This is a genomic window from Acinetobacter nematophilus (genome assembly GCF_026344175.1).
Taxonomy (GTDB): domain Bacteria; phylum Pseudomonadota; class Gammaproteobacteria; order Pseudomonadales; family Moraxellaceae; genus Acinetobacter; species Acinetobacter nematophilus.
On the sequence record NZ_JAPKMY010000008.1, the window covers coordinates 87,814 to 114,020 of the forward strand.

The 26,207-nt window shown below is 39.9% G+C and carries 24 protein-coding genes; 20 read left to right on the forward strand and 4 right to left on the reverse strand.

What is annotated here, in order from left to right:
• The first annotated feature begins 66 nt into the window (after nt 1–66).
• The 9 genes from OSH00_RS14640 (at nt 67) to OSH00_RS14680 (ending at nt 9,856) form a co-directional block, all read left to right on the forward strand.
• A complete protein-coding gene (locus OSH00_RS14640; RefSeq protein ID WP_266131041.1) occupies nt 67–669 on the forward strand; it encodes an amino acid synthesis family protein in 603 nt (200 codons plus the stop codon).
• Entirely contained in the window at nt 638–1,429 is a 792-nt protein-coding gene (locus OSH00_RS14645) for an alpha/beta fold hydrolase (protein WP_266131042.1), read from the forward strand. The genes OSH00_RS14640 and OSH00_RS14645 overlap by 32 nt, the downstream gene beginning before the upstream one ends.
• Nucleotides 1,430–1,453: 24 nt before the next feature.
• Entirely contained in the window at nt 1,454–2,386 is a 933-nt protein-coding gene (gene tgnA / locus OSH00_RS14650; protein ID WP_266131043.1) for a flavin-dependent trigonelline monooxygenase reductase component, read from the forward strand.
• A gap of 2 nt (nt 2,387–2,388) precedes the next feature.
• Nucleotides 2,389–3,426: a flavin-dependent trigonelline monooxygenase oxygenase component gene (tgnB, locus tag OSH00_RS14655; protein WP_266131044.1), complete on the forward strand. Its 1,038-nt coding sequence runs from the start codon at nt 2,389–2,391 to the stop codon at nt 3,424–3,426.
• A gap of 11 nt (nt 3,427–3,437) precedes the next feature.
• Nucleotides 3,438–4,907 carry a (Z)-2-((N-methylformamido)methylene)-5-hydroxybutyrolactone dehydrogenase gene (gene tgnC, locus OSH00_RS14660; protein WP_266131045.1) on the forward strand — a complete coding sequence of 490 codons (1,470 nt, stop codon included), beginning with the start codon at nt 3,438–3,440 and terminating at the stop codon, nt 4,905–4,907.
• A gap of 367 nt (nt 4,908–5,274) precedes the next feature.
• Nucleotides 5,275–6,669, forward strand: a complete 1,395-nt coding sequence (locus OSH00_RS14665) for a purine-cytosine permease family protein (protein ID WP_266131046.1) — start codon at nt 5,275–5,277, stop codon at nt 6,667–6,669.
• 31 nt (nt 6,670–6,700) lie between these two features.
• Nucleotides 6,701–7,873, forward strand: coding sequence for a hypothetical protein (locus OSH00_RS14670; RefSeq protein ID WP_266131047.1), 1,173 nt, complete (start codon nt 6,701–6,703; stop codon nt 7,871–7,873).
• 142 nt (nt 7,874–8,015) lie between these two features.
• Complete coding sequence (locus tag OSH00_RS14675; RefSeq protein WP_266131048.1) at nt 8,016–9,473, forward strand: NAD-dependent succinate-semialdehyde dehydrogenase; 1,458 nt, start codon at nt 8,016–8,018, stop codon at nt 9,471–9,473.
• Entirely contained in the window at nt 9,470–9,856 is a 387-nt protein-coding gene (locus tag OSH00_RS14680; RefSeq protein WP_266131049.1) for a carboxymuconolactone decarboxylase family protein, read from the forward strand. The genes OSH00_RS14675 and OSH00_RS14680 overlap by 4 nt, the downstream gene beginning before the upstream one ends.
• Nucleotides 9,857–9,978: 122 nt before the next feature.
• Here OSH00_RS14680 and pdxR read toward each other — a convergent pair whose 3' ends face one another.
• Entirely contained in the window at nt 9,979–11,481 is a 1,503-nt protein-coding gene (gene pdxR / locus OSH00_RS14685) for a MocR-like pyridoxine biosynthesis transcription factor PdxR (RefSeq protein ID WP_266131050.1), read from the reverse strand.
• Between the two features lie 113 nt (nt 11,482–11,594).
• Here pdxR and OSH00_RS14690 point away from each other — a divergent pair, with 113 nt between their 5' ends.
• The 10 genes from OSH00_RS14690 (at nt 11,595) to OSH00_RS14735 (ending at nt 21,528) form a co-directional block, all read left to right on the forward strand.
• Complete coding sequence (locus tag OSH00_RS14690; protein ID WP_266131051.1) at nt 11,595–12,233, forward strand: FMN-binding negative transcriptional regulator; 639 nt, start codon at nt 11,595–11,597, stop codon at nt 12,231–12,233.
• 34 nt (nt 12,234–12,267) lie between these two features.
• A complete protein-coding gene (locus tag OSH00_RS14695; RefSeq protein ID WP_266131052.1) occupies nt 12,268–12,876 on the forward strand; it encodes a GNAT family N-acetyltransferase in 609 nt (202 codons plus the stop codon).
• A 626-nt stretch (nt 12,877–13,502) separates the two neighbouring features.
• Complete coding sequence (locus OSH00_RS14700; RefSeq protein ID WP_420909527.1) at nt 13,503–15,101, forward strand: sensor domain-containing diguanylate cyclase; 1,599 nt, start codon at nt 13,503–13,505, stop codon at nt 15,099–15,101.
• A 120-nt stretch (nt 15,102–15,221) separates the two neighbouring features.
• Nucleotides 15,222–16,202, forward strand: a complete 981-nt coding sequence (locus tag OSH00_RS14705) for an aliphatic sulfonate ABC transporter substrate-binding protein (RefSeq protein ID WP_266131054.1) — start codon at nt 15,222–15,224, stop codon at nt 16,200–16,202.
• Between the two features lie 179 nt (nt 16,203–16,381).
• Nucleotides 16,382–17,119 (forward strand): YggS family pyridoxal phosphate-dependent enzyme, encoded by a 738-nt coding sequence (locus tag OSH00_RS14710; protein ID WP_266131055.1) that lies wholly within the window; start codon nt 16,382–16,384, stop codon nt 17,117–17,119.
• 6 nt (nt 17,120–17,125) lie between these two features.
• Nucleotides 17,126–17,386 carry a hypothetical protein gene (locus OSH00_RS14715; RefSeq protein ID WP_266131056.1) on the forward strand — a complete coding sequence of 87 codons (261 nt, stop codon included), beginning with the start codon at nt 17,126–17,128 and terminating at the stop codon, nt 17,384–17,386.
• A complete protein-coding gene (locus tag OSH00_RS14720) occupies nt 17,383–18,564 on the forward strand; it encodes an aspartate aminotransferase family protein (protein WP_266131057.1) in 1,182 nt (393 codons plus the stop codon). The genes OSH00_RS14715 and OSH00_RS14720 overlap by 4 nt, the downstream gene beginning before the upstream one ends.
• A gap of 5 nt (nt 18,565–18,569) precedes the next feature.
• Nucleotides 18,570–19,268 carry a glutamine amidotransferase gene (locus tag OSH00_RS14725; protein ID WP_266131058.1) on the forward strand — a complete coding sequence of 233 codons (699 nt, stop codon included), beginning with the start codon at nt 18,570–18,572 and terminating at the stop codon, nt 19,266–19,268.
• 20 nt (nt 19,269–19,288) lie between these two features.
• Nucleotides 19,289–20,596, forward strand: a complete 1,308-nt coding sequence (locus OSH00_RS14730) for an aminotransferase class I/II-fold pyridoxal phosphate-dependent enzyme (RefSeq protein WP_266131059.1) — start codon at nt 19,289–19,291, stop codon at nt 20,594–20,596.
• A gap of 323 nt (nt 20,597–20,919) precedes the next feature.
• On the forward strand, nt 20,920–21,528 hold the full coding sequence (locus OSH00_RS14735) for a hypothetical protein (RefSeq protein WP_266131060.1): 609 nt from the start codon (nt 20,920–20,922) through the stop codon (nt 21,526–21,528).
• Between the two features lie 61 nt (nt 21,529–21,589).
• On the opposite strand, the gene OSH00_RS14740 is transcribed toward OSH00_RS14735, so the two are convergent.
• Complete coding sequence (locus tag OSH00_RS14740) at nt 21,590–22,231, reverse strand: alanyl-tRNA editing protein (RefSeq protein WP_266131126.1); 642 nt, start codon at nt 22,229–22,231, stop codon at nt 21,590–21,592.
• Nucleotides 22,232–22,320: 89 nt separating this feature from the next.
• Between OSH00_RS14740 and OSH00_RS14745 the strand changes: the two genes are divergently transcribed.
• Complete coding sequence (locus OSH00_RS14745; RefSeq protein WP_266131061.1) at nt 22,321–23,265, forward strand: LysR family transcriptional regulator; 945 nt, start codon at nt 22,321–22,323, stop codon at nt 23,263–23,265.
• A 110-nt stretch (nt 23,266–23,375) separates the two neighbouring features.
• Here OSH00_RS14745 and OSH00_RS14750 read toward each other — a convergent pair whose 3' ends face one another.
• Nucleotides 23,376–24,527, reverse strand: a complete 1,152-nt coding sequence (locus OSH00_RS14750) for an acetyltransferase domain-containing protein (protein WP_266131127.1) — start codon at nt 24,525–24,527, stop codon at nt 23,376–23,378.
• Nucleotides 24,528–24,777: 250 nt separating this feature from the next.
• Nucleotides 24,778–26,187 carry an AdeC/AdeK/OprM family multidrug efflux complex outer membrane factor gene (gene adeC, locus OSH00_RS14755; protein WP_266131062.1) on the reverse strand — a complete coding sequence of 470 codons (1,410 nt, stop codon included), beginning with the start codon at nt 26,185–26,187 and terminating at the stop codon, nt 24,778–24,780.
• Nucleotides 26,188–26,207 lie beyond the last annotated feature (20 nt).

Sequence of the window (26,207 nt, forward strand, 5' to 3'; positions counted from 1 at the left end):
TTTTTTTCATTATGTATTATGGTATACCATAATACGAATGACAAGTTGAATTCACAAGGAAGAGCAATGAATCTAATCCGTAAAACTGTACTGCATGTTGAAACGACCTATGTCGATGGTGGTAAAGAAGCAGCAATACCTTTAAAAATGGTTGCAGCAGCAGCTGTAATCCAAAATCCATGGGCAGGACAGGGCTATGTTGAAAACTTGGCACCAGAGATTCGCCGTATTGCACCTATTTTAAGTGAGCATTTAACTGGTCTGATTTTGGATGAGATCGGTTCAGGTGAAGCTGTACAAGCATTCGGTAAAAGTGCAGTCGTGGGTTTAAACGGTGAGCTTGAGCATGCTTCTGCACTGATTCACACCCTACATTTTGGTAATACTTACCGTAGTGCGGTCGGTGCAAAATCTTATTTAGCATTTAACAATACCCGTGGTCCTGCCAATGCACCGATCTTGATTCCTATGATGGATAAAAATGATGAAGGTCGTCGTTCTCATTATCTGACTTTACAATTTGCCATCCCAGATGCGCCTGCAGCTGATGAATTGGTGGTGGTGATTGGTGCCGCAACAGGTGGACGTCCACATCATCGTATTGGTGATCGTTATCAAGATTTGGAAGAGTTAGGTCATGATCTCAAAAACCCTGCAGCTGTCAAATAATCGGATCGCTCATTATTTTGAGCAGGGTGAAGGTGAGCCATTGGTGCTCATTCACGGGGTGGGTATGCAAGCCGAAGCGTGGTATCCACAAATAGAATTTTTCTCGAAACACTATCGTGTAATTTCGGTGGATATGCCAGGTCATGGTCAGAGTACGCAGTTGGCCAATGATGCGCCTTTACAGGCATTTGTTGACTGGACTATAGAGTTCATTAGCCAACTGAATGTGGGGGCTGTGAATTTAGCTGGGCACTCAATGGGATCTTTGATTACCACAGGCGTGAGTGCGACACGTCCTGACTTGGTTAAGCGAATGGCTGTTTTAAATGGTGTTTATAAACGTACAGAAAAAGCTAAAAATGCAGTGCTTCAGCGTGCTGAAGCACTGAAAACAGGAAAGATCGACATTGATACACCATTGCAACGCTGGTTTGGCGACAGTGAGGCAGAGCGTCAAGCGGCGTTAAAAGTGAAGTCATGGTTACAGGCCGTGGATATGTCTGGCTACGCTACGGCTTATTCAGCATTTGCTCAAGGAGATTCAACCTATGCAGATGATTGGTCAAAAATCACATGTCCTGCTTTGATTTTAACAGGAACAGGTGATCCCAACTCAACTGCTGAAATGGCAATACAAATGGCTCAACAAGCACAAAATGCAAAAGCAATTGTGATTGAAAATGAAAGGCATATGGTGAATTTAACTGCACCAGACAAAGTGAATAATGCAATGCAAGCTTGGTTGGAAACCAGCGTCTAAATTGCTTGATGAAGGAATATGGCAATGAGTGAAATGGATACGATAAATAAAATACGTGAACTACGTGACGCTTTTGGATCATTTATGACCGGCGTTACAGTAGTCACAACCTGTACAGATGATGGAACCGCTCTCGGTTTTACTGCAAACTCTTTTGCTTCGGTGTCTTTGGACCCAGCATTGCTGCTGGTCAGCATTGCCAAGACATCGAGCAATTATCATCATTTTGCCAAGGCACAGCATTTTGCGATTAACATTTTGGCCGAAGAGCAGAAAGATATTTCCAATACTTTTGCACGACCAAGTGATGATCGTTTTGCAAATCTGTCTTGGAAGACGAGTCAGTATCAAAATCCAATTATTGATCACGTGAGTGCATGGTTTGATTGCACCACTTATCAAATTGTAGATGCAGGTGACCATGCTATTTTGATTGGTCAAGTAGAAAACTTTGCTTCAGCAGGCTTTGCCGGTCTTGGTTATTATCGTGGCGCTTATTTCACCCCAGCTAAATCATCGACAGATGTGATTTCAAGCATGAAAGTCATGATGATGGCCTTAATCGGTCATGAAAACCAGATTTTGCTTGAACAAACTGCTGACGGAAAATGGACTTTGCCACATTTGCTCGTCGACAAAGACGGTGCTGAAAAAGCCCTCGAAAAAATCTTCAGTGTCTATCAACCTGAAGCATCGCCAAGCTTTATATATTCTGTATATGACGATATCACCACACAGCAACAGTATATTGCCTTCTTATGTAATACCCCTGTACTTCAAGCACATAAAGGTCAGTTTATAGATTTGAATGATCTTGAACAGCTTAGTTTTGTTGATAGTGCCTTGGAAAGCATGTTGATGCGTTATCGTAAAGAAAATTACCTGAAAACATATGGGGTGTATTACGGTAATCAAACGACAGGTACAGTTCGTCAAATTGTTAAAGAGGAAGTTTAACTATGCGTTTTTCATTATTTGTACACATGGAACGTGTTTCTGATCAGCAAACACAAAAACAGCTTTATGATGAAATGGTTGAACTTTGTCAGATTGCAGATCGAGGCGGAATGCATGCGATTTGGACAGGTGAACATCATGCGATGAATTTTACCATTGCGCCTAACCCATTTATCAATTTGGCTGATTTGGCCAACAAAACTCAACATGTGCGCTTGGGTACAGGCACAGTCGTTGCACCATTTTGGCATCCAATCAAATTGGCCGGTGAAGCGGCGATGACTGATATTATCAGCAATGGTCGTTTGGATATTGGTATTGCCCGTGGAGCTTATTCTTTCGAATATGAGCGCATGGTACCGGGTATGGATGCATGGAGTGCAGGGCAACGCTTGCGTGAAATGATTCCTGCCATTAAAAACTTGTGGAAAGGCGATTACGAGCATCAAGGTGAGTTTTGGCAATTTCCGAAAACTACCTCAGCTCCTCAACCTTTACAAGAGCCACATCCGCCGATTTGGGTTGCGGCACGTGATCCAAATAGTCATGAATTTGCAGTTCAGCATGGCTGTAATGTGCAGGTGACACCATTGCATTTGGGCGATGAAGAAGTTGAGAAATTGATGGGCAACTTTAATGCAGCATGTGAAAAATTTGCAGACATTCCACGTCCTGAAATTATGCTACTTCGTCATACCTATGTCGCTGACAGTGAGGAAGATGCTCAACTCGCCGCAGATGAAATCAATACATTCTATAATTATTTTGGTGCATGGTTTAAAAATGAGCGTGAAATTAGCCAAGGGCTGATTGCACCGATGACCAAGGAAGAAATGGCGCAGCATCCGTTCTATAGTCCTGAAGCGATGCGTAAAAATAACGTGATTGGTCAAGCTCAAGAAGTGATTGATCGTTTAAAAGCTTATGAAGCAATGGGCTATAACGAATACTCATTCTGGATCGATACAGGAATGAGCTTTGAACGTAAAAAAGCCTCATTGGAACGTATGATCAACGAAGTGATGCCAGCTTTTGCATAGGAGAGAAGACCATGACTTCTCCGTTTCAGTTATATATCAATGGCCAGTTTGAGGATGGTGCTGCACAATTTGACAGTATCAATCCTGCAACAGGACAAGTTTGGGCAAAAATGCCTGAAGCACGTACAGATGAAGTTAATCGTGCGGTTGCAGCTGCTTCACAGGCATTAAAAGATTCAGCTTGGGCCGATTTAACCGCGTCTCAGCGGGGTAAGTTGCTGTATAAACTTGCGGATTTGATTGAACGATCAGCACCAGAGTTGGCGCTGTATGAGACACAAGATACCGGTAAAATTATCCGTGAAACGTCGAGCCAGATTGCCTATGTGGCTGAGTATTACCGCTATTATGCGGGTGTTGCTGACAAACTTGAAGGCCGATATTTGCCGATTGATAAGCCTGATATGCAAGCTTGGACCATTCGAGAGCCTGTAGGTGTTGTTGCAGCAATCGTACCTTGGAACAGTCAGTTGTTTTTATCCGCAGTTAAAGTTGGTCCTGCCTTGGCAGCAGGCTGTAGTGTAGTGTTAAAAGCGTCGGAAGAAGGTCCAGCACCTTTGCTGGCTTTTGCACGCTTAGTACATGAAGCTGGTTTCCCTGCGGGTGTGGTGAATGTGATTACAGGGTTTGCGGCTGAATGTGGTGCTGTTTTAACCCGTCATCCTGACGTTGCGCATGTAGCATTCACAGGCGGACCTGAAACAGCACAGCATATTGTCAGAAATTCTGCTGAAAATCTTGCCAAAGTATCTCTTGAGTTAGGAGGGAAATCTCCATTTATTGTGTTCGCAGATGCTGATTTACAAAGTGCTGTGAATGCTCAAGTCGCAGCGATCTTTGCTGCAACTGGACAAAGTTGTGTGGCAGGTTCCCGTTTATTGGTTGAAGAAAGCATCAAGGATGAATTTGTACAACGCTTGGTACAACGTGTGCAAAGCATCAAAATTGGGTTGCCTGAGGATATGGCAACTGAGTTTGGTCCATTGTGTACTTTACGCCAAAGGCAAAAAATTGAACAGGTTGTCGCAAGTTCAATTCAGCAGGGGGCAAAGCTATTGACAGGTGGAGAGAGTATTGACCGTGCAGGCTATTACTATCCACCGACTATTTTGGATTGCAGTGATGCGACTCAGGCCGATTGTGTAATGAATGAGCTGTTTGGTCCAATGCTGTCCGTGGTCAGTTTTAAAACAGAGCTTGAGGCAATACACACAGCAAACAGTACGGCTTATGGTCTTGCCGCAGGCATCTTTACTACAAATCTAAGTCGCGCACACCGCATGACGAAAGCGATTCAATCAGGCATTGTTTGGCTCAATACTTATCGTGCAGTGTCACCACTTGCACCTTTTGGTGGTCATGGCTTATCTGGGCATGGTCGAGAAGGTGGTTTTGAGGCGGTATTAGACTACACCACCACCAAAACGGTTTGGTTACGTACTTCTGATCAACCGATTGATGATTCCTTTATCATGAGATAGATAAGAGTCATGAGATAGATAATAGTCATGAGATAAATGATGGTCATGGACTAAATGATCACATTTTAATTCAAGGAATTTAACTTCAAGGATGAAAATATATGCAGAACCCTGAAATTCCATAAAGTTTACTGAAATTGAAAAAGATAGGTGTTGTTGAGCTTTTCATAAAGTCTCGCTTGAGGAGCTTTTTACCTTTTTTCAGCTGAATCTATTCAGATGATTGAATGTCAGCACGCCGAAAAAGTAGAAACTGAAGTCAGGTCATCAGGATATGGCACTGACAGGGCGGGTTGTGAAACCTAAGTATACGCTTACAAATACATGGTTATTGAGGAAATGAGTTCCTCAAAGAGAGATTAAGGATATGAGTCAAAATGAAAAAAATGCTTTTGCGATAGAAAGCCATTCGATTGATTATGTAGATCCCTCTGAACGCAATGGCAAGGTTCGGGATCTTTTTACCTTGTGGTTTTGTACCAATATTGCGCCTTTGGCCGTGATTACAGGTGCAATGTCCATGCTCACCTTTCACTTGAGCTTAATCAGTGCCTTAGTGGCAATTTGTGCAGGACACTTCTTTGGCGCAGCGATTCTAGCATTGACCTCTGCACAGGGACCACAAGTGGGCATTCCACAAATGATTCAAAGCCGTGCGCAATTTGGACGTTATGGTGCATTGTTGGTGGTGTTGTTTACGACTTTGATTTATCTCGGATTCTTTATCTCGAATATTATTCTATCGGGTAAAACTTTACATACGGTTGTGCCTGCAATTCCTGTACCTACAGCAACCGTGATCGGGGCAATTGCAGCAACGACCATTGGAATCGTCGGTTATCACCTGATTCATAAGTTCAATAAGATTGGAACTTGGTTTATGGGTGGTTCGCTGCTGATTGGCCTAATCATTATGCTGCCGCATATCAATGCTGAGGTGTTGGCAAAAGGAACTTTCAACCTGAAAGGCTGGTTTGCCATGTTTGGTTTATGTGCGGTTTGGCAAATTAGTTTTTCTCCGTATACTTCAGACTACTCAAGATATCTGCCTAAAAGTATTGGCATCTATAAACCATTTATTTTTACCTATTTAGGCGCATCTCTAGGCACAATCTTCGCAATGGGCTTTGGAACTGTAGCGGTCAGTATTGGTTCAACAACTGATGCCATGGAGGCGGTAAAGTCAGGCACAGGATTATTTGGCTATGTCCTGATGATTTTATTTCTTTGCAATATTATTGGTCACAATGCCATGAATCTATATGGTGCAGTTTTGTCCTGCATTACCTCGATTCAAACCTTTGCAGGCCAATGGATACCGAGTAAAAATATTCGAATTGTGCTGTCAGTTACGGTACTGATTCTGGCAACTTTCACTGCATTATGGGCTTCGAGCAACTTTATCAGTTTCTTCCTGAACGTGATTTTTGCCTTACTCTTCATTTTGGTGCCGTGGGTGTCAATCAACCTGTTGGATTTCTATGTGGTCAACAAGAAATCTTATGATATTCAGTCGATCTTTGCTCAAGATGGCGGTATCTATGGCAAGTTCAATGCCAAAGCACTCACCGCTTATTTTATTGGAATTATCATACAGATTCCTTTCCTGACCAATGCCTTTTTTACAGGGCCATTTGCCCATGTGATTCCTGATGTTGATGTATCTTGGGTCATTGGTTTGGTGGTCAGCTTTGCGGTGTATTACCTGTTTAATCTAGGAAAGATTAAATCTACGCATTCGGCTTTGAATATTGAAGCCTAAAATGAGATGTGATGAGAAAGGAATCCTCACGATGAAAAAGAAGAACTTACAACGGGTTATGGCAGCAATTTTTGCTGCGTATATTTCACCAAGCAATGCTGGAATGAGTTTTGGTGAATCCAACAGTGAAACAGGTCAGCTCACTGTATCTGGTTATGTAAGGGGTAATTACCAAGTTAAAGACTATGGTGAAAGTGCCGATGATCAAAAAATCCGTTTCGATGCAGCGCAACTTAAATTGGATTATGAACGTGGAAATCTGTTTGGACACGCAGAATATCGTTGTTATCAGTATGAGCGGTTTTGTGATTTTTCCAGCATGATTGATGCTTATGCAGGTTATCGTTTGAATAAAACGGATCAACTTGTCGTGGGTATGCAAGCCATTCCATTTGGACCTGGACGTTTCTGGGGCAATAGCTTGTATGGAAGTATCAACACCACTGCGGGGTTAGAAGACGTACATAATGTTGGTGTGAATTATCATGCTGAATTATCGTCAGCGACCAAATTTGATCTTGGTTATTTTGCGATTGATGGTGGTCATTATTCTGGTACTTATACACCAGATTCGGGCCGCTATACGGCAAATTACGTTCGTTCTGATGATGTGACACAAACCAACTTACAAGAGAAAAATATGTGGGTGGGACGGGTAAGTCAAAATATTCCCTTGGGTATCGAGGGTTTAGATACGCAGCTTGGTGCGTCTTACTGGATCTCGCAAATAGATAACAAGAAAACCAACCAGACTGGACGACGTCAAGCTTGGTCAGTATTTACCAAGGTCAATTATGGGCAGCTTGGATTGACTTTGACTGGAGGTAAAAATGATGTCAACAATAAAGATTTAATTCAACCTGACACTTCGCTCATGGGATCTTATGATACTGAATATGCCGTCGCTAACAAAGCCAGTTATTACACGGCTGATCTTGGATATGCATTTAAAGATGTTGGAAAAATTGGCAATATTACCCCTTATATGATGTATAGCGTTTACAACAAAGATCAGGCTGAAGCAAAAGATTCCATCCGAAATATTTTGGGGGTCTCCATTGATCATAAACAGCTTTCTTTAGTAGCTGAATATATCTTGAGTAAAAATGATCCTTTTATTGGTGGTCATGCGGCATCGTTAGCGTTGGGGGATGACAATAAGTGGAATAAGTTATTGAATTTAACTTTATTCTATTATTTTTAACCTTGAATCATAACATTCGGGCAACCGAAAATTTTTTTCATTAATTTTATGGTATGCCATAATACAGGACCAAGTGTGTGCTTATACAAAGCATAGATGTATAAACACACATGGATGTTTACATCTAAACAGGATGATCCATATGCAACTCAAAGACATGTCTCTCTTTCACCAACAAGCCTTTGTCGCTGGGCAATGGTGTGATGCTGACAACCTTCAAACTACAGATATTTATAATCCTGCAACTCAAGCGCGCATTGGGACCGTACCCAATATGGGGAAAACCGAAGCACAACGAGCCATTCAAGCTGCTGCCAATGCTTGGGCAGCATGGAAAAATAAAACAGCAAAAGATCGTTCAATCATTTTAAAACGTTGGTTTGAATTGATGGTTGAACAAGCAGATGAACTGGCTTTTATTCTCACCAGTGAACAGGGCAAACCTTTGGCAGAAGCGAGAGGAGAGATTTTGTATGCTGCCAGTTTTGTGGAGTGGTTTGCTGAGGAAGCAAAGCGCGTATATGGGGATGTCGTGCCAAGCCCATATCCAGATGCACGTATTGTGGTACAAAAACAAGCGATCGGAGTCGTTGCAGCGATTACGCCGTGGAATTTTCCAGCAGCGATGATTACACGAAAAGTAGCGCCTGCATTGGCGGCAGGTTGCCCTTGTATTGTTAAACCTGCACCTGAAACACCGTTTACAGCTTTAGCCTTGGTTGATTTAGCTGTGCAAGCGGGGATTCCTGCCGAAATTTTCAGTGTAATTACAGGGGATGCAGTCACGATCGGAGATGCTATTTTTGAAAGTGATGCGGTGCGGAAGTTTACCTTTACAGGATCTACCCCTGTGGGAAAAATGCTTTACCAACGTTCAGCACAAACCTTAAAAAAAGTCTCTTTGGAATTGGGTGGTAATGCACCATTCATTGTCTTTGACGACGCAGATTTGGATGCCGCCATTGAAGGTGCATTGATTGCAAAATATCGAAATGCAGGGCAGACCTGTGTCTGTGTAAATCGTTTTTTGGTTCAAGCAGGCATCTACGATAAATTCATCGATGCATTAAGTGAAAAAGTCAGTGCTTTTCAAATTGGCAATGGCTTGGATGCCGGTACTGAAATTGGCCCACTGATTAATCTGAATGCTGTAAAAAAAGTTGAAGCTCATATACAAGACGCATTATCCAAATCCGCGCGTTTGGTGACAGGGGGACAACGTCACAGCGCAGGTGAATTATTTTATCAGCCAACCATTATTGCGGATGTGAACGCAGGCATGGATGTGGCAACTCAGGAAACCTTTGGTCCCCTTGCTGCCATATTTAAGTTTGAAACCGAGCAACAGGCGCTAGAGATGGCCAATGCAACAGAGTTTGGTTTAGCGGCTTACTGTTATACCAAAGACCTTGGACGTGCTTGGCGCATGAGTGAACAATTGGAATACGGCATGGTGGGTGTCAATAAGGGATTGATTTCCAATGAGGTTGCACCATTTGGCGGAATCAAACAATCAGGTTTAGGGCGTGAAGGTTCAAAGTATGGCATTGAAGATTACCTTGAAATTAAATACACCTTATTTGGAGGATTAAATCCATGAGTAATGAAACATTTGAAAAAGGTCTTGTGATTCGTAAACAAGTACTGGGTGAAGATTATGTCAATCAATCGATCAACAATGCCGATGACTTTAATTTACCCTTACAGGAGTTAGTCACCGAGTATTGCTGGGGTGCAGTGTGGGGACGTGAAGAACTGAGCAAACCTGAGCGCAGTCTGATTAATCTCGCCATGATTTCTGCATTGAATCGCCCACATGAGCTAAAATTACATGTTAAAGGCGCATTGCGAAATGGCGTATCGAAAGAGAAAATTCGTGAAGTACTATTACAGGTTGCAATTTACTGTGGTGTACCTGCTGCGGTAGACAGTTTTCGCATTGCCAAAGAAGCTATTCAGGAATATCAACAGGAACAGCACTAAACCAAGAATTGACTCTGTGCAGTTGGATTCAGATCTAAACTGGTCTGTATAGATAGATCTGCACAGACTCATATTGATCCAGAGAAACTCGATTTTTTCGATATATGTTTTTAACTGATTGACTAGATGGATACTGATTTAACATCAGCATGATGAATGAGATCAGCTAAAGTCATGACTGCACTTTCCATCTGCTCGAGATTAAAATCACCTAAGCCAAGAATTAAACCTGAACGTTTTCGTTGTGCTGAAAAAGTTGGAGAAATGGCTTTTACTGCAATTTTCATGTCTACGGCTGCTTGGGCGATGGCAAGGTCATTGATATGCTCTGCGAGCCAAAGCACCATATGCATGCCTTGATCTCCAGACTCTAAATAAGCGAGATGTTCAGGGATATGTCGTGCAATCATCGTCATCAGATGCTGACGGTTTTCGGCATAAACATGGCGAATTTTACGGATATGCCGTTCTAAATAACCCTGCTCAATAAACTTGGCGAGCACATGTTGATCTGCCGATGCAGGATGGCGGTCGATCAACACTCTTAAACCACAAAAAGGTGCAACCAAGGCTTGCGGTAAAATTGCATAACCCAGTCGAAGTGAAGGGAAAAGGACCTTGCTAAAAGTACCCAAATAGATGACACGTTCAGGTGCTAAACCTTGCAGAGCTGGAAAAGGTTGCCCGTGATAACGCAGTTCACTGTCATAGTCATCTTCAATAATCCATGCATTTTTTTGTGATGCCCATGCCAATAAGGCATTGCGACGAGACAAACTCATGGGCATGCCCATCGGGTATTGATGGGAGGGGGTAACAAAAGCTGCCTGCGCGTCAGGAGCAAGATGGATGCCTGTATTGACTTGAATTCCTTCTTCATCGACAGGGACGCGAACGATTTGAATTTTTTGTACCGCATTCTCTAAAATGGCTGATGTTCCACGATAGGCAGGATCTTCAAGCCAGACCTGATCTTGTGGTTGAAATAAAATTTGACTGCAAATATATAATGCTTGTTGTATTCCATTGGTAATCACAATCTGTCCAGGTTGGCAATGAACTGAACGAGAACGACGAACATAATCTGCAATCGCAACTCGCAGTGACCCTATGCCCTGAGGATCATCATAACCAGAGGGTATGCCTTCTCCGCGTGCACGATAACGATTGCCAAATTTACGCCAGACATCATTCGGTTGTGTACGTCCAATAGGTACAGATACTGCAAAGGGTAAATGAGGCAAGGGTTTAAATTCTTTTAATATCTCGGCATAGGCTTGTGCGGCTGCTGTCAAATTTGATTTAAATGCTTCCGTAATCGTGTCTTTTTGAAGTTGTTGAGGTGGCGTGTTGGTTAAAGACTGTGCAACAAAGGTTCCCTTACGTGGATGTGCCTCTAAAACACCTTCTGCCAATAATTGATCATACGCTTCAATCACCGTTCCACGGGAAACACTTAAGCTGAGCGCCAATTCACGTGACGAGGGCAAAGAATCACCTGCCTTTAAATCTCCTTGTTGTACAGCTTCTCTGAGGGTTTGTATCAATTGTGCAGTCACTTTACCTTGCTGTTTGTTGAGTTTTGAAATTGAAGGAAGCTCAACCACTTTTGCCATTCTCGCCATAATTCTGGATCACTTAAATAAATACAAACTGGTACTTTTGAATAATCCAATTAAACCCGAAAATTTACAATAACAAGATCATGTTTTATTTACTGTTGTGACAGGAGGCAGTCATGTATATCCCTAAAGATTTTGAAATCACTGACGTTAAAGAGATGCATCAACTGATGTGTGAATATCCGTTGGGAATATTGATGAGCCATGGTACACAGGGACTAGATGCAAACCATTTGCCTTTCGAATTGCAGTTTGAGCAGTCTGAATTGGGTACACTCCATGCCCATGTTTCGAGACAGAATCCAATTTGGCAGGTGTTAAATGATGGTGATGAGGTGTTGGTGGTATTTCGCGCAGGAGATGCTTATATCTCTCCACAATGGTATCCAAGTAAACATGAACATCATCGGCAAGTCCCGACATGGAATTACAGGGTGGTTCATGCACATGGCAAAGTTCGTATTCATGATGACGAGCGTTATGTACGGGGCGTTGTGGCGCGATTAACTCGGACACATGAAGCAACTCAACCTACGCCGTGGAAAATGTCTGATGCTCCCAAGGATTATCTGGAACCAATGCTTCAAGAAATTGTGGGTATCGAAATTGAAATTACACGACTTCAAGGAAAATCAAAACTCGGTCAGAACAAAGATTATCGAGATGTTCTTGGTGTTGCAGAGGCACTATCCAATACTGAACATAGTGTGATTGCTGATGCAATGCATCAAGTTGCTGAAACTAAAAACAAATAAAGAATCATATTTATATGGGTAGTAGGAGAATTGAATGGTTTGGTTAACACCTCAGGTTTTGGAAAATGATCATGTCATTTTAACGCCGCTAAAAAAGCAACATACAGCAGCATTAATGGAAGCCGTATGCGATGGCGAGTTGTGGAACTTATGGTTTACTCATATCCCAACCCCAGAGCAAATGGAGTCAGAAGTTCAGCGACGATTGAATTTACAGACTCAGGGAAAGATGCTGCCTTATACTGTTATTGAAAAACAAACAGCAAAAGTTTTAGGCATGACCAGTTTTATGAATGTCGAAGCGACCCATCGCCGTGTCGAAATTGGTTCAACCTGGTATAGACAATCTGTGCAACGGACACATGTCAATACAGCATGTAAGCAGTTACTTTTAAGTTATGCTTTTGACCAATTGGATTGTATTGCGGTTGAGTTTCGAACATCATCATTTAACTTTAAAAGCCGAGCTGCTATTGAACGCTTAGGTGCAAAACTCGATGGTATATTGCGCAGTCACCAAATTGTGAGAGATGATGTTTTGCGGGATACCTATGTCTATAGTATTGTAAAAAGTGAATGGGCTGCGGTACAACAACATTTAAATTTTTTGCTTGCCAAACCCTATGTTACTCAAGGCAAATGATCGTATTAGTTAATTGCAGTTATAAGGTGACTGGCTGAAAACCATACCACTTGATGATGCAGAAATATCAAAATTACCATTAATATGGAATTTTGTTTTTAAAGTAAATCTGCTTGAATCATTGAATAGGATATAAATGACCACCTTATGTTTAGTTTTTTCGATTAAGGAAAAGCTCTTTTACATAGAATGCACTTTTTATAATCTGGGTTCATTTCCAGAAAAATACAATGCTTAAATATTGCCCATTGGTTTTGTAATGGGGATGAGTGAAAATATGTCATTGTTTGGATGGTTATACGCTATCATTTTAGCTGAAATAAAGAATATGACAAGTTAAGCTTAATATATGTTTAAAATAAGATTGATGAAAATAATATATTTTTACATTAAATCTGAAAGGTGAAAAATACATCCCCTGAGTATATATTTAAATTAGAAGGTAATAGCAATTTCTTTTTTATATTACAGAGAGTTATAATTTTTCTAAGTGTTATTATATGAATTGGCGCTTATAATTTGTTGATAATATTATGCGCATGTGATTTTAAAAGAGTAGGAAATAAGTTTAATAATAATAAAAATATTCTAGTAATAATGATTAAAAGAGCATAAAATTCAAGCAAATGCTGTTTGCAATTGACTCAATGAAACTAAAAAAATTCATATTTTGTTTAAAATTAAACCTAAGAAAACTTATTCTATTTTTGGCCATTTTCAGTATTGTAATCCTATTCATTGCATCTTTATTCGTAAACTACTCTATTCAGAAAAAAGAATTATTAGATACATCTTTGTCTGTGAATATGGAGTATGCAACGAAGATTGCGCAAAAAACGGATTCACAGATCCAGACGGTATTAAAACAACTTGATTACAGTGCCATGTTATTGGGACAGTCATTTGATGACGAAAAATTTAAACAATCAGAAGTAGATCGTCTCAAGTTCCAGTCTAACTTTTTTGATAGTGTGATTATTTCTGATAAAAATGGTCGAATCCTCAATTTTTCACCCTCGAAAATTGCACTGAATAAAAATGTGATCAATAGAACACTGGGTTTTACTGAATCTTTAGATACGCGGAAAACAGTCATTACAAGCCCTTATTACTCAGTAAAAAAGAATTTGATTGTGTTTATTTCACAACCAATTTTTGATAGGCATAAAAACTATTTAGGCTTTGTAGGTGGTGCGATTTATTTAAAAGAAAGAAATATTATCAATGAGTTGTTGACCATTAGTTTTAATTATAAAGACAGTTATATGTATGTGCTCGATAGTCAGCATAAAATTATTTTTCATCCTGATGTTCATCGAATAGGAACATATGCAACAGACAATACAGGTCTGGATTATATGGAGAAACATTCAATTGGGAAAATCAGATTGATCAACAGTAAAGGCGTAGACAATTTGGCGGGTTTTGCAAAAGTGAAACACACTGATTGGATTATTGTTTCGCAACAGCCCACGCACAAACTATTAGAAAAAGTACCTAATCTTATATATAAAATTATTGCTTATATGCTTGTTTTTTATATTCTAATTTTTTTAATCATTTGGAAAATTTCATATTATATTTCTGCACCATTAAATCGTTTGGCCACGATGGCGAGCCATTTAAACAATCCAGAAACAGCCAATCAAATTAAAGATGTTGATGCGCTCTATTATGAAGTCAGAAATTTTAAACGTTCTTTGTTGCAAAGTTCTTCAAATTTTAGCAAACGGATTTCGACACTCAATCATTATGTCAATACGGATCCTTTAACAGGGCTTTATAACCGTCGTGGGATGGAATTACATATTGAACGTTTGATGAAAGCCAATATCCCTTTTGCCATTATTGCTGTAGATATTGATTACTTTAAAAAGATCAATGATCAATACGGGCATGAGATGGGGGATTTGGTGTTAAAGCGGACCGCCCAGAATATTAAAGACTGTGTACGAAATATTGATATTTGCTGTCGAATTGGAGGCGAGGAATTTATCATTCTAAGTCCAATAGATAGCCAGAATCTAAGTATCAATATTGCCGAAAGAGTGCGCCAGCTGTTGGAAAAAAGTCCAATTGACCATATCCCTCCAGTGACTGTATCGATCGGTATTGCGCACTGGCCTGAAATATCTACCGATATTCATAAGGTGTTTAAATCCGCAGATGAATATTTATATTTAGCCAAAGCAGAAGGGCGTAATTGTATTCGTTATAAAAAATAGAATATTGAAAAGTTTAGAAACTATAGTGAATATTATGTGATAAATATATAAGGATTATATATTTATCAATACTTTATTGTCTGTATACACTCGATGAAATCTTAAATGATTCGAGCGAATATGAATAAGTTAGCGGCTTACGGGATAATTACCATTTTTAGCACAGGATTACTGCTATCAGGTTGTTCAAAACAGACGCCAAATGATAAAAAAAACATTGATCAGAATCAGATCAGTACACTCAATATTGGCTATCAAAAAGCGGCTTTAAAATTGATTGTGGCGAAACAGAATCGATGGTTTGAAAAAGAATTCCCTCATGTAAAAATTGAATGGAAAGAATTTCCTGCTGGTCCGCAGACTTTAGAAGCCTTATCCGTTCATTCAATCGATTTCGGTTATACCGGTGATGCACCGATTGTATTTGCTTTATCTGCGGGTAAGCAATTGAACTATTTAGGCTATGAGCAATCATCACGTCAGGCCCATGCGATTTTATTGCCGAATCAAAGTCCGATCAAAATCCTTGAAGATTTGAAAGGTAAACGAGTGGCATTAACCCGAGGCTCAAGTGCGCATAACTTCTTGGCTGAAACGTTAAAGCAAGCGCATTTATCATGGGCTGATATACAACCTGTTTGGCTTACACCATCCGATGCACGCGCTGCTTTGGATAAAAAGGCAATCGATGCCTGGGCAGTGTGGGATCCTTATATCAGTGCTGCTGAAATTGATGGAAATGCAAAAATTTTATTCGAGTCCACGGATTTGCCAACAACCTATAGTTACTATTTGGCACAGCCAGATTTTGTCAAAAGCCACCCTTTGGATGCGCAAAAAGTATTGACTGTATTAAATCAAAGTGATCAATGGATCAGTGCCCATCCATCTGAATCGGCACAAATTTTGGCGAAGAGCACAGGCTTGGATATCAAAGTGACTCAAAAAGTAATTGCGAAAAAGCCAAGCCCAAATCCTGTAGCGCTTTTAACACCTGAGGTCATTGAATCACAGCAAAAGATTACGGACCTTTTTTATGCCCAGAAATTGATTCCCCATCATTTTGAAGCTGCTCAGTTTATTTGGAAACCTGCTCAATAATATTAGCTATGGCAAAATCCCAATCCCTTTAATGTCTGGTGCGTGATTTAATCACGGTGATGAATGGTTTTTTGGGTAAGCGCAAGTGATTTGTCGAGTAAGAGGATAAAAAACTTGCGCAGTTTTTTAAAACATATTATTGTCATAGGACAAAATTAATTTGTCATGGGTTATTTCTTATGGAACGCTTTATTACGCCAAGCAATTTGATTGGGTTGCAGCAAAACTTTAGTGAGGTTCAGCAACGGATTGAAGCGATATGCCAAAAAATAGGACGTAATCCTGCAGAGATTCGCTTATTGCCTGTGACCAAAACTTTAGCTATTGAAAAAATTGAGCAGGCATATCAATTGGGCTTTTGCAGTTTTGGTGAAAATAAAGTGTTAGAGGCGAAAGCCAAGTATGAAGCGCTACAACACTTACCAATTCATTGGATTTTGATTGGGCATCTACAAACCAATAAAGTGAAGTATGCTGCCAAATTTATGGATGAGTTTCATGCCTTAGACAGTATTAAACTTGCAGAAAAACTGAATCATCGCTTATTGCTTGAACAACGTAAAATTCCTGTTTTTATTCAGGTAAATACATCCAATGAAAACAGTAAATTTGGCGTTGAACCAGAACAAGCCTTAGCCTTGATTGAGCAGTGTCAGCAGTTTACTCAGTTTAAAATTGTTGGATTAATGACCCTGGCTATTCACAGCCAAGATGTTGTTGAGGTGAGGCGATGTTTCCAGACTTTACGGGTATTAAGAGATCAAATTCAAAAAAATTATCCTGATGTCCAGCGTTTATCTATGGGCATGTCTGGCGATTTTGAAATAGCCATCGAAGAAGGTGCAACGGATATTCGCGTTGGGCAGGCGATTTTTGGTGCAAGAGCATTGCCTGACCATTATTACTGGGCGGAGTAAGTCAAGATGAGTCAACATTATCAATTAACCATCTATCAACAGGGTAAATTATTGGGACATTTTCAAAGCCAATCTCTGCATGCTTTAATGAAAATCAATACTTTGTTGAGTTATCTACAGCATACGACTGAATTGAGTTATGAATTACATCAGGTCATTGAAGATGCTCGTTTTCTTATGCAGAAAGAAGGGGCGATGCAGCGCTTGGGGACGGCATATGTCTATAAGCCCTGTTCGATGAATATTTTGTCGCAGGAGATCACATGAGTTATTTAATGCCTGTTTACCAACCTTTAGACATTGAATTTCAACATGGTCAAGGGTGTTATTTATGGGACCGTCAAAATAAGCGCTATTTAGATGCCATTTCTGGAGTCGGTGTCACCTTGCTTGGGCATGCACATCCTGACATTCATACGGAAATCGTCGCGCAATCACAAAAAATTTTACATCTCTCAAATTTGTTTAAACATACTTGGAATGAGCGTCTAGCTGAAAAACTGGCACAGATCACAGGTTTAACCCAGACATTTTTTTGTAACTCAGGTGCAGAAGCCAATGAAACTGCCATTAAGTTGGCGCGTTTATATGGCCATCAGCGGGGTATTCAATGTCCAAAAATTATTGTGATGCAACATGCATTTCATGGTCGAACATTAGGTGCATTGTCCGCAACGGCTAAACCTGATTATCGTCAGGCTTTTGGTCCGTTATTAACAGGTTTTGAATTTGTCGCATTTCATGATTTTGCTGCCATTGAAATGTATCAAAATGATCCAGATATCGTGGCGATCTTGCTTGAGCCTATTCAGGGTGAAGCAGGAGTGAATATTGCTTCCCCATTTTATTTAAAGCAACTCAGGGCATTGTGTGATCAACAAGATTGGTTACTGATGTTGGATGAAATTCAATGTGGACTCGGGCGTACCGGAACATGGTTTTATTATCAGCAAGCTGAGATTTGCCCGGATGTACTCACTCTTGCCAAAGGTTTGGGCAACGGTTTGCCGATCGGTGCTTGTTTAACACATCCTAAATTGGGTGAGTTATTGCAGTCAGGTTTGCATGGTTCTACCTTTGGCGGAAACCCTTTGGCCTGTCGGGTGGCGTATCGAGTGTTAGACCTGCTAGAAACCCACTATTTATCCTCAATTCATGCCAAAGGTTATCAATTACTCGATTTACTTCAGTCCAAATTGACAGGATTAAACAATGTTCAATCCGTTCGTGGCGTGGGCTTAATGATTGCGATTGAACTCATACATCCAATTGAAAACCTGACAAAAATAGCCAGTGAAGAATTTGATATCTTGGTGAATGTCACGCAAGGAAAAATTATTCGTTTACTGCCGCCTTATATTATCAATAGCGTACAAATTGAGTATTTAGCTGAACAAATATGTGGCTTGCTTAAAGCCACCCATCCCAAGGAAAAAGTAGCGTAACCACGATGAAAATGATCTATGCGATTCAAACTTTGGCATTTGAAGATTTAGGCAGCTTTGCACAGACACTGAATGACTTAAATTATCAAATTCAGTATTTACAGTTAGGTGTCGATACGCTGGATGATGCCCTAGCTTCGAAACATCCTGTTATTTTATTGGGCGGACCGATTGGTGTCTATGAAACGGCAAACTATCCTTATTTATCGGATTTAATTGATGGATTACGTATACGTCTAGCCCGCAACTATCCAACATTGGGCATTTGTTTAGGTGCTCAGTTAATAGCAATGGCTCTAGGCGCAGCAGTTTATCAGGGGCATATCAAAGAAATAGGTTGGAGCCGATTGACCATTACCAGTCAAGGCTTTGCCTCGCCTTTAAAGCATCTGGAAAATGTACAGGTTTTACATTGGCATGGTGATACTTTTGATTTACCTGAATCCGCTAAACGCTTGGCAGGTTCAATTTATTATCCCAATCAAGCCTTTTCAGTCGGACTTAATATTCTGGCATTGCAGTTTCATGTTGAAGTTGACCCTAAAACATTAGAGCGTTGGTTAATTGGACACGCTACTGAACTTAATCAGACGAAAATTGATATTTTAAAGTTACGTCAAGAAAATGTACTATATGGGCGACTCTTACAGGACAAAGCTCATCTGTTATTAAGTGACTGGCTCAAAAATCTCATTCCTGTATAAAACTTAATATAGATTTTTTTATGAAAATTAAAGGCAACAGCGCTCAGGATATTCAAGACAATATCCGTGCATTGATTAATGAAGGGCAGTTAAGTGAAGGTGACTTCCTGCCCAGTGTGCGTGAGTTAGCGGAACAACTTGGGCTTAACCGAAATACGGTAGCTGCTGCCTATAAAAGTTTAGTGGCAATGGGTATTGTGGTGTCTAAAGGACGCTTAGGCACACAAGTCAAATCACAGCAATCCTCTCGCATATCAGAAGGCTTTCAATCCTTAGATGAGGGTACAGTCGATTTGGCACACGGTAATCCCCATCGAGGATGCCTACCTGCTCTAGATCAAATTAATTTCAGCCATATGAACGGTCATTTATATGGCGAAAGCATCTATCATCCTGAATTATTAAACATTGCACAACAACAGATTTTTGCGGATATTTCTCAACCATTTTCGATTGAATTTACCTATGGCGCAGTCGATGCTATCGAGCGAATACTCACTGCCTACCTAGTGCCATCAGATTCAGTGGCTGTTGAGCAACCAGGGTTTATCACCAGTATCTCTGCCATTGAACATCAGCAATTTAAAATGCAACCTTTTACAGTCACAAGCAACGGTTTCGATCTCGATACAATTGAACAAGCTTTATATGAAGGTGCTCAAGCGCTGGTGATTACGCCACGTGCGCAAAATCCTACAGGCTATAGTTTAGACCGCATGCAGGCTGAAAAAATTTCTAGGCTGTTGATAAAATATCCACATGTATTGGTCATTGTGGATGATCACTTTTCTGTACTTTCCCGAAACCTTTATCAACATATCATTCCGACAACGACCAAGCACTGGGCAGTGGTGCGTTCGGTATCCAAATATTTATCGCCAGATTTCCGTTTTGCATTTGTTTGTTGTGACGCTGAGACTTCAGATAGATTACGCCGTAAATTGAATGCAGGGTCAACATGGGTGAGTCATATCATTCAAGAAATGGTGCTTCAATTGTTCAGTGCTCAACAGTTCTCGATAAATTTAAATCAGGCAAAATCTTATTATCAGCGACAAAATCAAAAAATTGTCCAGTATTTACAGCAGTTTAATATTCCTTGTGCTGAGTACTATGATGGTCTAAATATTTGGCTTGAATTGCCCTACGCAGATAAAATCAGCAAAATTTTATCGCAACGAGGTTGGTTGGTACGTTCAGGTCGAGATTTTAGTGTCAATCAAGATATTGAGGGAATAAGGATCAGTACGGCTGATATGACAGAACAACAGATGAAAGACTTTTGCCAGCAATTAGAACAGATTTACCAAGTCATTATTAATTTATAAATCAATTGTTTATTTGAGCGCATTTATGGGTTAAATTTTTCCCCATTTTTAGAATTTAGTGAACAATTTTGATGGGTAGCATATTTAAATGGTGGTGTATGAGGGTATAAGTTTTGCTATATAAAAAGTTCTGTTTAAGATTGTTTCAATATTAAAGTGGAAGATACTTTTCAGGATATTGGATAAATTTTACGAAAATGCCTTATAAAGTGATCAATTGTTAAAAAAAATTAAAATAATAATTCATTTATTTGACGATATATCTTGAAATTGTAAAGATAAGCTTATAAAACAGTATAGTCATATTTAAAAGGGCTGCTGTGATGACTTCTCGATATAAACCTAAACTTCATCCTATTAAAGTCATTAAAGATTGGCAAGGTGAGGACTGGGATGTCTATCAAGAGTATAAGACAGAGATTGGTCAAATCATTTATAAAGGTCGAGCTTATAGCACGTCCCGAGGCAGTTATGCCTGTATACTGACACCAGAACTGGCAGATTTTATACGGCAGAACTCCCGTCAAGCTGTGATGAAGCATTTGAATTTTTCAGGTATCAAAGTTTCCCGACTTCGAAAAGAACTGAATATTCAACGGGAAAAAGTTGTTTTAAATCATCGATGGGCAATCGAACATAAAGATGAACTGTTGGGAGATGGTTTTGAAGATCTGTATCACCAATATGGTCTCAACAAAGATCAAGTCAGTAGTTATGCTCGCTATTTAAGGTGTTATGCAAAAGTCAAAAAACCTCATCCGCAACGTATTGAAAATAAGCGTTGGCTTTTGGCAAATCAAGCAATCATTACCAGTTCAAAGATGACCATGCGACAGATTGCCGAACAACTGCAAACCACCAAAGAAAAAATTGTGATTGCAAGAAAGCAGTTAAAAAGGCTTGCATCTTTAAGCAGTTCATTGAATACATAATTTTTATGGTGTAAAGATTGCACTGCATGATAATAAAAATCCATTTGAAAATGCCTAAATATTATAGACATATATCGATAACTTTATAGGCAACAGTGAGTTTGCCTTTTTTAATTTTATACGCCGTAATTTCAATTTGACCAATGTCTGATAAAGATTGAACATGTGTCCCACCACAAGGAAATGCCGGTAGGTCACCAAAACCTACTTCACGATAACCTTGGTCATTTTGTTGCGTAATACGGGGAAAATCACTATGGATGTATTGCTGACACATCTCTTGTAGATGGATTTGATCGATATCTTGTGAGTTTTCCGATTGCGAAAATTGAACTTTCGCATCTTCTGGCCAATGCTGTGCCTTTACAGGATGCCATCCAAAACCCTGCATGATATGTCCGATTAAATGACCTGCGGAATGCAGGCGACTATAAAATTGTCTCTCTCTCAGGGCAACTTGAGCAAAAGCCTGACCCTGCGCAATTTCACGCTGACAATAGTGAATAATCTCGCCATTCTGTTGAACAACATGCACGACATCTACATCGTTGATAGTACCCAAGTCACTTGGCTGTCCCCCACCTTGAGGATGGAAGGGCGTTTGTTCAAGCCGAACTGAGAATAAGCCATCTTGATTTAATTCGCAGGATAAAACTTGAACATCTGCACTGGTCTGGTCTGATAAATATAAAGCCTGAGTCATATAAACGTCTACATAAATGTCTAGAAAAGCATTATATGAAGCAATCATAACGATGATAATCTAGTAAAAAATGAATTTACTTTTTCCTTATGGGCACAAATCAAAGCATCGCATTACTTCAGGAAATGGCTATTTTTGTTAAAGTTGTCGAAACAGGAAGCTTTTCAGAAACAGCACGCCAACTGGGCAATACCCCTTCTGCAATCAGTAAAGCGATTACAAGACTTGAACAGGCATTAGAAACAAGGCTGTTGCAAAGGACGACACGAAAGTTACGCTTGAGTGATAGTGGCCAGCAAATTTATGGACATTGTCTCGAAATGCTCAATGCCGCTCAGGCAGTGATCGACAACACAGGAAAATTAAACAGTGAACCCAGTGGTATAGTACGGATCAGCGTACCGAAAGCAGTGGGACACTATATGATTCACCCGTATATTGCTGAATTTTTAGAACAATATCCCAAAGTGGATATTCAAATGCTGTTGGAGGATCGCTTAGTTGATTTTATTGATCATGAAATTGATCTGGCAATACGGATTACCAATGAACCGCCGTTGGGATTGAAAGGAAGAAAACTAATACAGATTGATCATGTACTGGTCGCGACACCAGAGTATCTCAAACGTTATGGTATTCCACAACAACCTCAGGATTTAGTAAATCATCAATGTATCTTTTTGGGTGAGCAAGCCAGCGATTCAAAATGGAAGTTTCAGAAAGGCAGTAAAACCACGAGCGTTGTTGTTAAAGGACGTTATTCTGCAAATCACACAGGTATACGCTTAGAAGCAGCATTGAATCATATGGGGATCGCAAGCCTACCTTACTTTGTGACCCGACAGGCTTTGGCAAATAATTTATTGGTCCAGATATTACCTGAATGGTATTTTAAAACCTACTATAGTGGCGATGCGTGGTTACTCTATCCACCGACACGCTATTTAGCTCCCAAACTATCGGTATTTATTCAATTTTTAGCACAGAAGTTAAAATCAGAGCCAACACTGAAACATGATGAATTCCATATTTAAATAATTGTTAGTATTTAAGGATCTTGTAATTTTCTTTGAAATACTGATGCTAAGATGTTTTTAACATCAGTATTTTGGCAGTGTGGATGTTGATTTAGCACAAATATATTTTATAGATATTTTAAAATACGGATATGTTTGTTTTGATGTTTAAACTTTGAAAATTTAAGCATCAATGGATAGAGTAAAATACTCAATAGTATTGAGATCAACCATAAACTAGAGACCTGATCTACGCCAAAATATGGACCATGTGTGGTGCCAAAAAATTGAACTGCAATAAGGTACAATGCTTTCAAAAGATACAAATGAACAATGTAGAAAAACATGGGAACTGAACCAAAAACAATTAAGGGTTTAACCCATTTCTGTGTTTCAACTTTTTGTAGAAGAACCAGAAGAATAAGACCCATACCTGCATTCCAAAGAATAAACAGCAACGAAGGTGGATACTTGGTTAAGTTCATAAAGCTCATTAATGTTTGCGTGAATGATGGCATAACTTGCCATGCTTGATCACCATAGAGATTGATGATTCTAAAGATGAAAAATAGAGCGATGCCCGTTAAACCAAAGCCGAGCAAGATCCGATTTCTCTTGGCAGCATCATTGGATGGGACAAAAACCAGATGGCTGATACAATACCCTAGGGTAATGACACCAATCCAAGGCAAAACAGGATATGAAGTTCTTAAACGAACGCTATTTCCAAGTTCGATCCAACCACGTTCATGCAAGATGAGCCACAGATTGTGTAAAACTGGAATATTTTCAAAAGAAATTTGATCGAGTAAATTATGACCAAAAATAATCATCAAGCTGATACACCACAGTAGTTTTTGTGGTAATCCAATCAGCACTGCCAAAGCAAGCATACTTATGCCAATCGCCCAAATCACTTGTAAATAAATGACATCTGGTGGAAATTTTCCTGTCCATGCAAAGTTGATAATGATCAGTTCCAGAAAAATTAAAAAAAGCCCACGTTTGATTAAAAACTCACGGGTCATGCGAATGCTATTATGTTTTGCTTGATAGAGATATGCGGATAAGCCAGTTAAAATGACAAAAACTGGTGCACATAAATGCGCCAAAATTCTACTCATGAACAGTGGTTCTTCTGTTTCAGCAATGAGCATTGGATCTGGAACTTGATGATGTAGATAAAAGGTTTCTCTGACATGATCAACCATCATGATTAAGATGACTAGACCTCTTAGCGCATCAATAGCTTGTAAACGTTGATTCAGGGAAGCAGACATAGGAAAAGGGATGAAAATAAATGTTATGATATACTGTAACATTTATTTTTCTGCTTTGAAAATTGAAACTGATCAGAAAAGTTGATGTTTATAAAATAAATCCGAACACGGGATATTATCTATTAACATGTCAGCTAAGCATCTGATATGTACGCTGTAAAAGATCGTTAGGATTGAGTTAAAAGCACAGCAGGTGAAGCCTTGGTTTACTCAAGCGTTATGATTTGCATAAAGCTTGAGTAAATATGACTTATTTTTGATTTAATCCGCCGCCCAAAGCTTTATACAGTTCAATTTGATTGTTGAATTTGCTTTGCTCTAGTGTGAGTAAACCCTGTTGAGCCGTATAGGCAGAACGCTGCGCATCCAGAACTGAGAGATAATTGTCAATTCCTGCTTTAAATCGGGCAGAAGAGAGTTGATAAGTCGTTTGTGTTGCTAAAACGAGCCGGCGCTGCGCGCCTAAACGTTCATCAATATGAGCTTGTGCTGCTAGGGCATCATTCACTTCACGGAAGGCAGATTGAATGGCTTTTTCATAATCTGCGACTGCTATCATTTGATCTGTTTCGGAAATTTTTATATTGGCTTTTCGAGTTCCCCAATCAAAAATTGGCAGATCCAGACTAGGCCCAATCGACCACACAAAGCCGCCTGATTTAAACAAATTTTGTAGATCTGTAGATGCATATCCAGCAGAACCCGTTAGGCTAATGGTAGGAAACAGTCTTGCTTTCGCAGCACCTACATTTGCACCCGCAGCCAGTAGCTGATATTCAGCAGCCTTGATGTCTGGTCGATTATTCAGTAAATCACTTGTCAAACCTGTCGCAAAAGTAGCCTGTGTGCGAATACGTTCAACTGCTTGATTGGGAAGCAGGTTTTGGGGAACACGTTGTCCAACCAATAAGTTAAGCAGATTTTGTGCTTGTGTGACTTGAGTTTTATAGGTGGCAACATCATTTTGAGCGGTTTCCACAGAAATTTGAGTCTGACGCAATGGGACTTCACTATCAATGCCAACATCAAATCGCTTTTTATTGAGATTATATGAGTCCTGTTGCGCGATGAGGGTTTGCTCTGCCAATTTCAAATTCGCTGGTGCAAAGGCATAATCCAACCAAGCCTGTGTCACTTGACTGACTAAGCTAATTTGAGTGGACTGTTGCGCACTTTGAGTTGCAAGATAATGATTTAAAGCCACATCCTTTAAGTTTTTTACACGCCCCCAAAAGTCAAGTTCATACGCCGTCATACCAAGTCCGACTTGATATGATGCATAAGGATGATTGGGATTTATGCTTGGGTTGACTTGTCTGAGCGCATTGGCATTCGCGCCAATTGTCGGGAGTTGGTCATTTTTGGTGATTTGATACTGTTGTTGTGCGCGTTGGATATTGAGTGTTGCAGAACGCAAATCACGGTTGTGATTTAAGCTCATTTCAATGACCTGCAATAAACGAATATCTGAAAAAAATGTTTGATAGCCCTGATGAGCAATTGATGGACCTGCATGATTTTGATCAGCATTTTGTGTAAAATTTTCTGGAATATTGGATTGAATCACCGGCTTTGGGGCTTGCAAATTGATACAGGCTGTCAAGGCTATTGAGAGTGTGGAAGTCATCAGTCCACGATAAACGAGTGTCGATTTAGACATGGCTTTTACCAAATAATATA

What these genes read in the sequence shown, in the direction of transcription:
- OSH00_RS14640 (WP_266131041.1), top strand. Translation starts at nt 67, where the DNA reads ATGAATCTAATCCGTAAAACTGTACTGCATGTTGAAACGACCTATGTC.
- OSH00_RS14645 (WP_266131042.1), top strand. Translation starts at nt 638, where the DNA reads ATGATCTCAAAAACCCTGCAGCTGTCAAATAATCGGATCGCTCATTAT.
- tgnA (WP_266131043.1), top strand. Translation starts at nt 1,454, where the DNA reads ATGAGTGAAATGGATACGATAAATAAAATACGTGAACTACGTGACGCT.
- tgnB (WP_266131044.1), top strand. Translation starts at nt 2,389, where the DNA reads ATGCGTTTTTCATTATTTGTACACATGGAACGTGTTTCTGATCAGCAA.
- tgnC (WP_266131045.1), top strand. Translation starts at nt 3,438, where the DNA reads ATGACTTCTCCGTTTCAGTTATATATCAATGGCCAGTTTGAGGATGGT.
- OSH00_RS14665 (WP_266131046.1), top strand. Translation starts at nt 5,275, where the DNA reads ATGAGTCAAAATGAAAAAAATGCTTTTGCGATAGAAAGCCATTCGATT.
- OSH00_RS14670 (WP_266131047.1), top strand. Translation starts at nt 6,701, where the DNA reads ATGAAAAAGAAGAACTTACAACGGGTTATGGCAGCAATTTTTGCTGCG.
- OSH00_RS14675 (WP_266131048.1), top strand. Translation starts at nt 8,016, where the DNA reads ATGCAACTCAAAGACATGTCTCTCTTTCACCAACAAGCCTTTGTCGCT.
- OSH00_RS14680 (WP_266131049.1), top strand. Translation starts at nt 9,470, where the DNA reads ATGAGTAATGAAACATTTGAAAAAGGTCTTGTGATTCGTAAACAAGTA.
- pdxR (WP_266131050.1), bottom strand. Translation starts at nt 11,481, where the DNA reads ATGGCGAGAATGGCAAAAGTGGTTGAGCTTCCTTCAATTTCAAAACTC.
- OSH00_RS14690 (WP_266131051.1), top strand. Translation starts at nt 11,595, where the DNA reads ATGTATATCCCTAAAGATTTTGAAATCACTGACGTTAAAGAGATGCAT.
- OSH00_RS14695 (WP_266131052.1), top strand. Translation starts at nt 12,268, where the DNA reads ATGGTTTGGTTAACACCTCAGGTTTTGGAAAATGATCATGTCATTTTA.
- OSH00_RS14700 (WP_420909527.1), top strand. Translation starts at nt 13,503, where the DNA reads ATGCTGTTTGCAATTGACTCAATGAAACTAAAAAAATTCATATTTTGT.
- OSH00_RS14705 (WP_266131054.1), top strand. Translation starts at nt 15,222, where the DNA reads ATGAATAAGTTAGCGGCTTACGGGATAATTACCATTTTTAGCACAGGA.
- OSH00_RS14710 (WP_266131055.1), top strand. Translation starts at nt 16,382, where the DNA reads ATGGAACGCTTTATTACGCCAAGCAATTTGATTGGGTTGCAGCAAAAC.
- OSH00_RS14715 (WP_266131056.1), top strand. Translation starts at nt 17,126, where the DNA reads ATGAGTCAACATTATCAATTAACCATCTATCAACAGGGTAAATTATTG.
- OSH00_RS14720 (WP_266131057.1), top strand. Translation starts at nt 17,383, where the DNA reads ATGAGTTATTTAATGCCTGTTTACCAACCTTTAGACATTGAATTTCAA.
- OSH00_RS14725 (WP_266131058.1), top strand. Translation starts at nt 18,570, where the DNA reads ATGAAAATGATCTATGCGATTCAAACTTTGGCATTTGAAGATTTAGGC.
- OSH00_RS14730 (WP_266131059.1), top strand. Translation starts at nt 19,289, where the DNA reads ATGAAAATTAAAGGCAACAGCGCTCAGGATATTCAAGACAATATCCGT.
- OSH00_RS14735 (WP_266131060.1), top strand. Translation starts at nt 20,920, where the DNA reads ATGACTTCTCGATATAAACCTAAACTTCATCCTATTAAAGTCATTAAA.
- OSH00_RS14740 (WP_266131126.1), bottom strand. Translation starts at nt 22,231, where the DNA reads ATGACTCAGGCTTTATATTTATCAGACCAGACCAGTGCAGATGTTCAA.
- OSH00_RS14745 (WP_266131061.1), top strand. Translation starts at nt 22,321, where the DNA reads ATGGGCACAAATCAAAGCATCGCATTACTTCAGGAAATGGCTATTTTT.
- OSH00_RS14750 (WP_266131127.1), bottom strand. Translation starts at nt 24,527, where the DNA reads ATGTCTGCTTCCCTGAATCAACGTTTACAAGCTATTGATGCGCTAAGA.
- adeC (WP_266131062.1), bottom strand. Translation starts at nt 26,187, where the DNA reads ATGTCTAAATCGACACTCGTTTATCGTGGACTGATGACTTCCACACTC.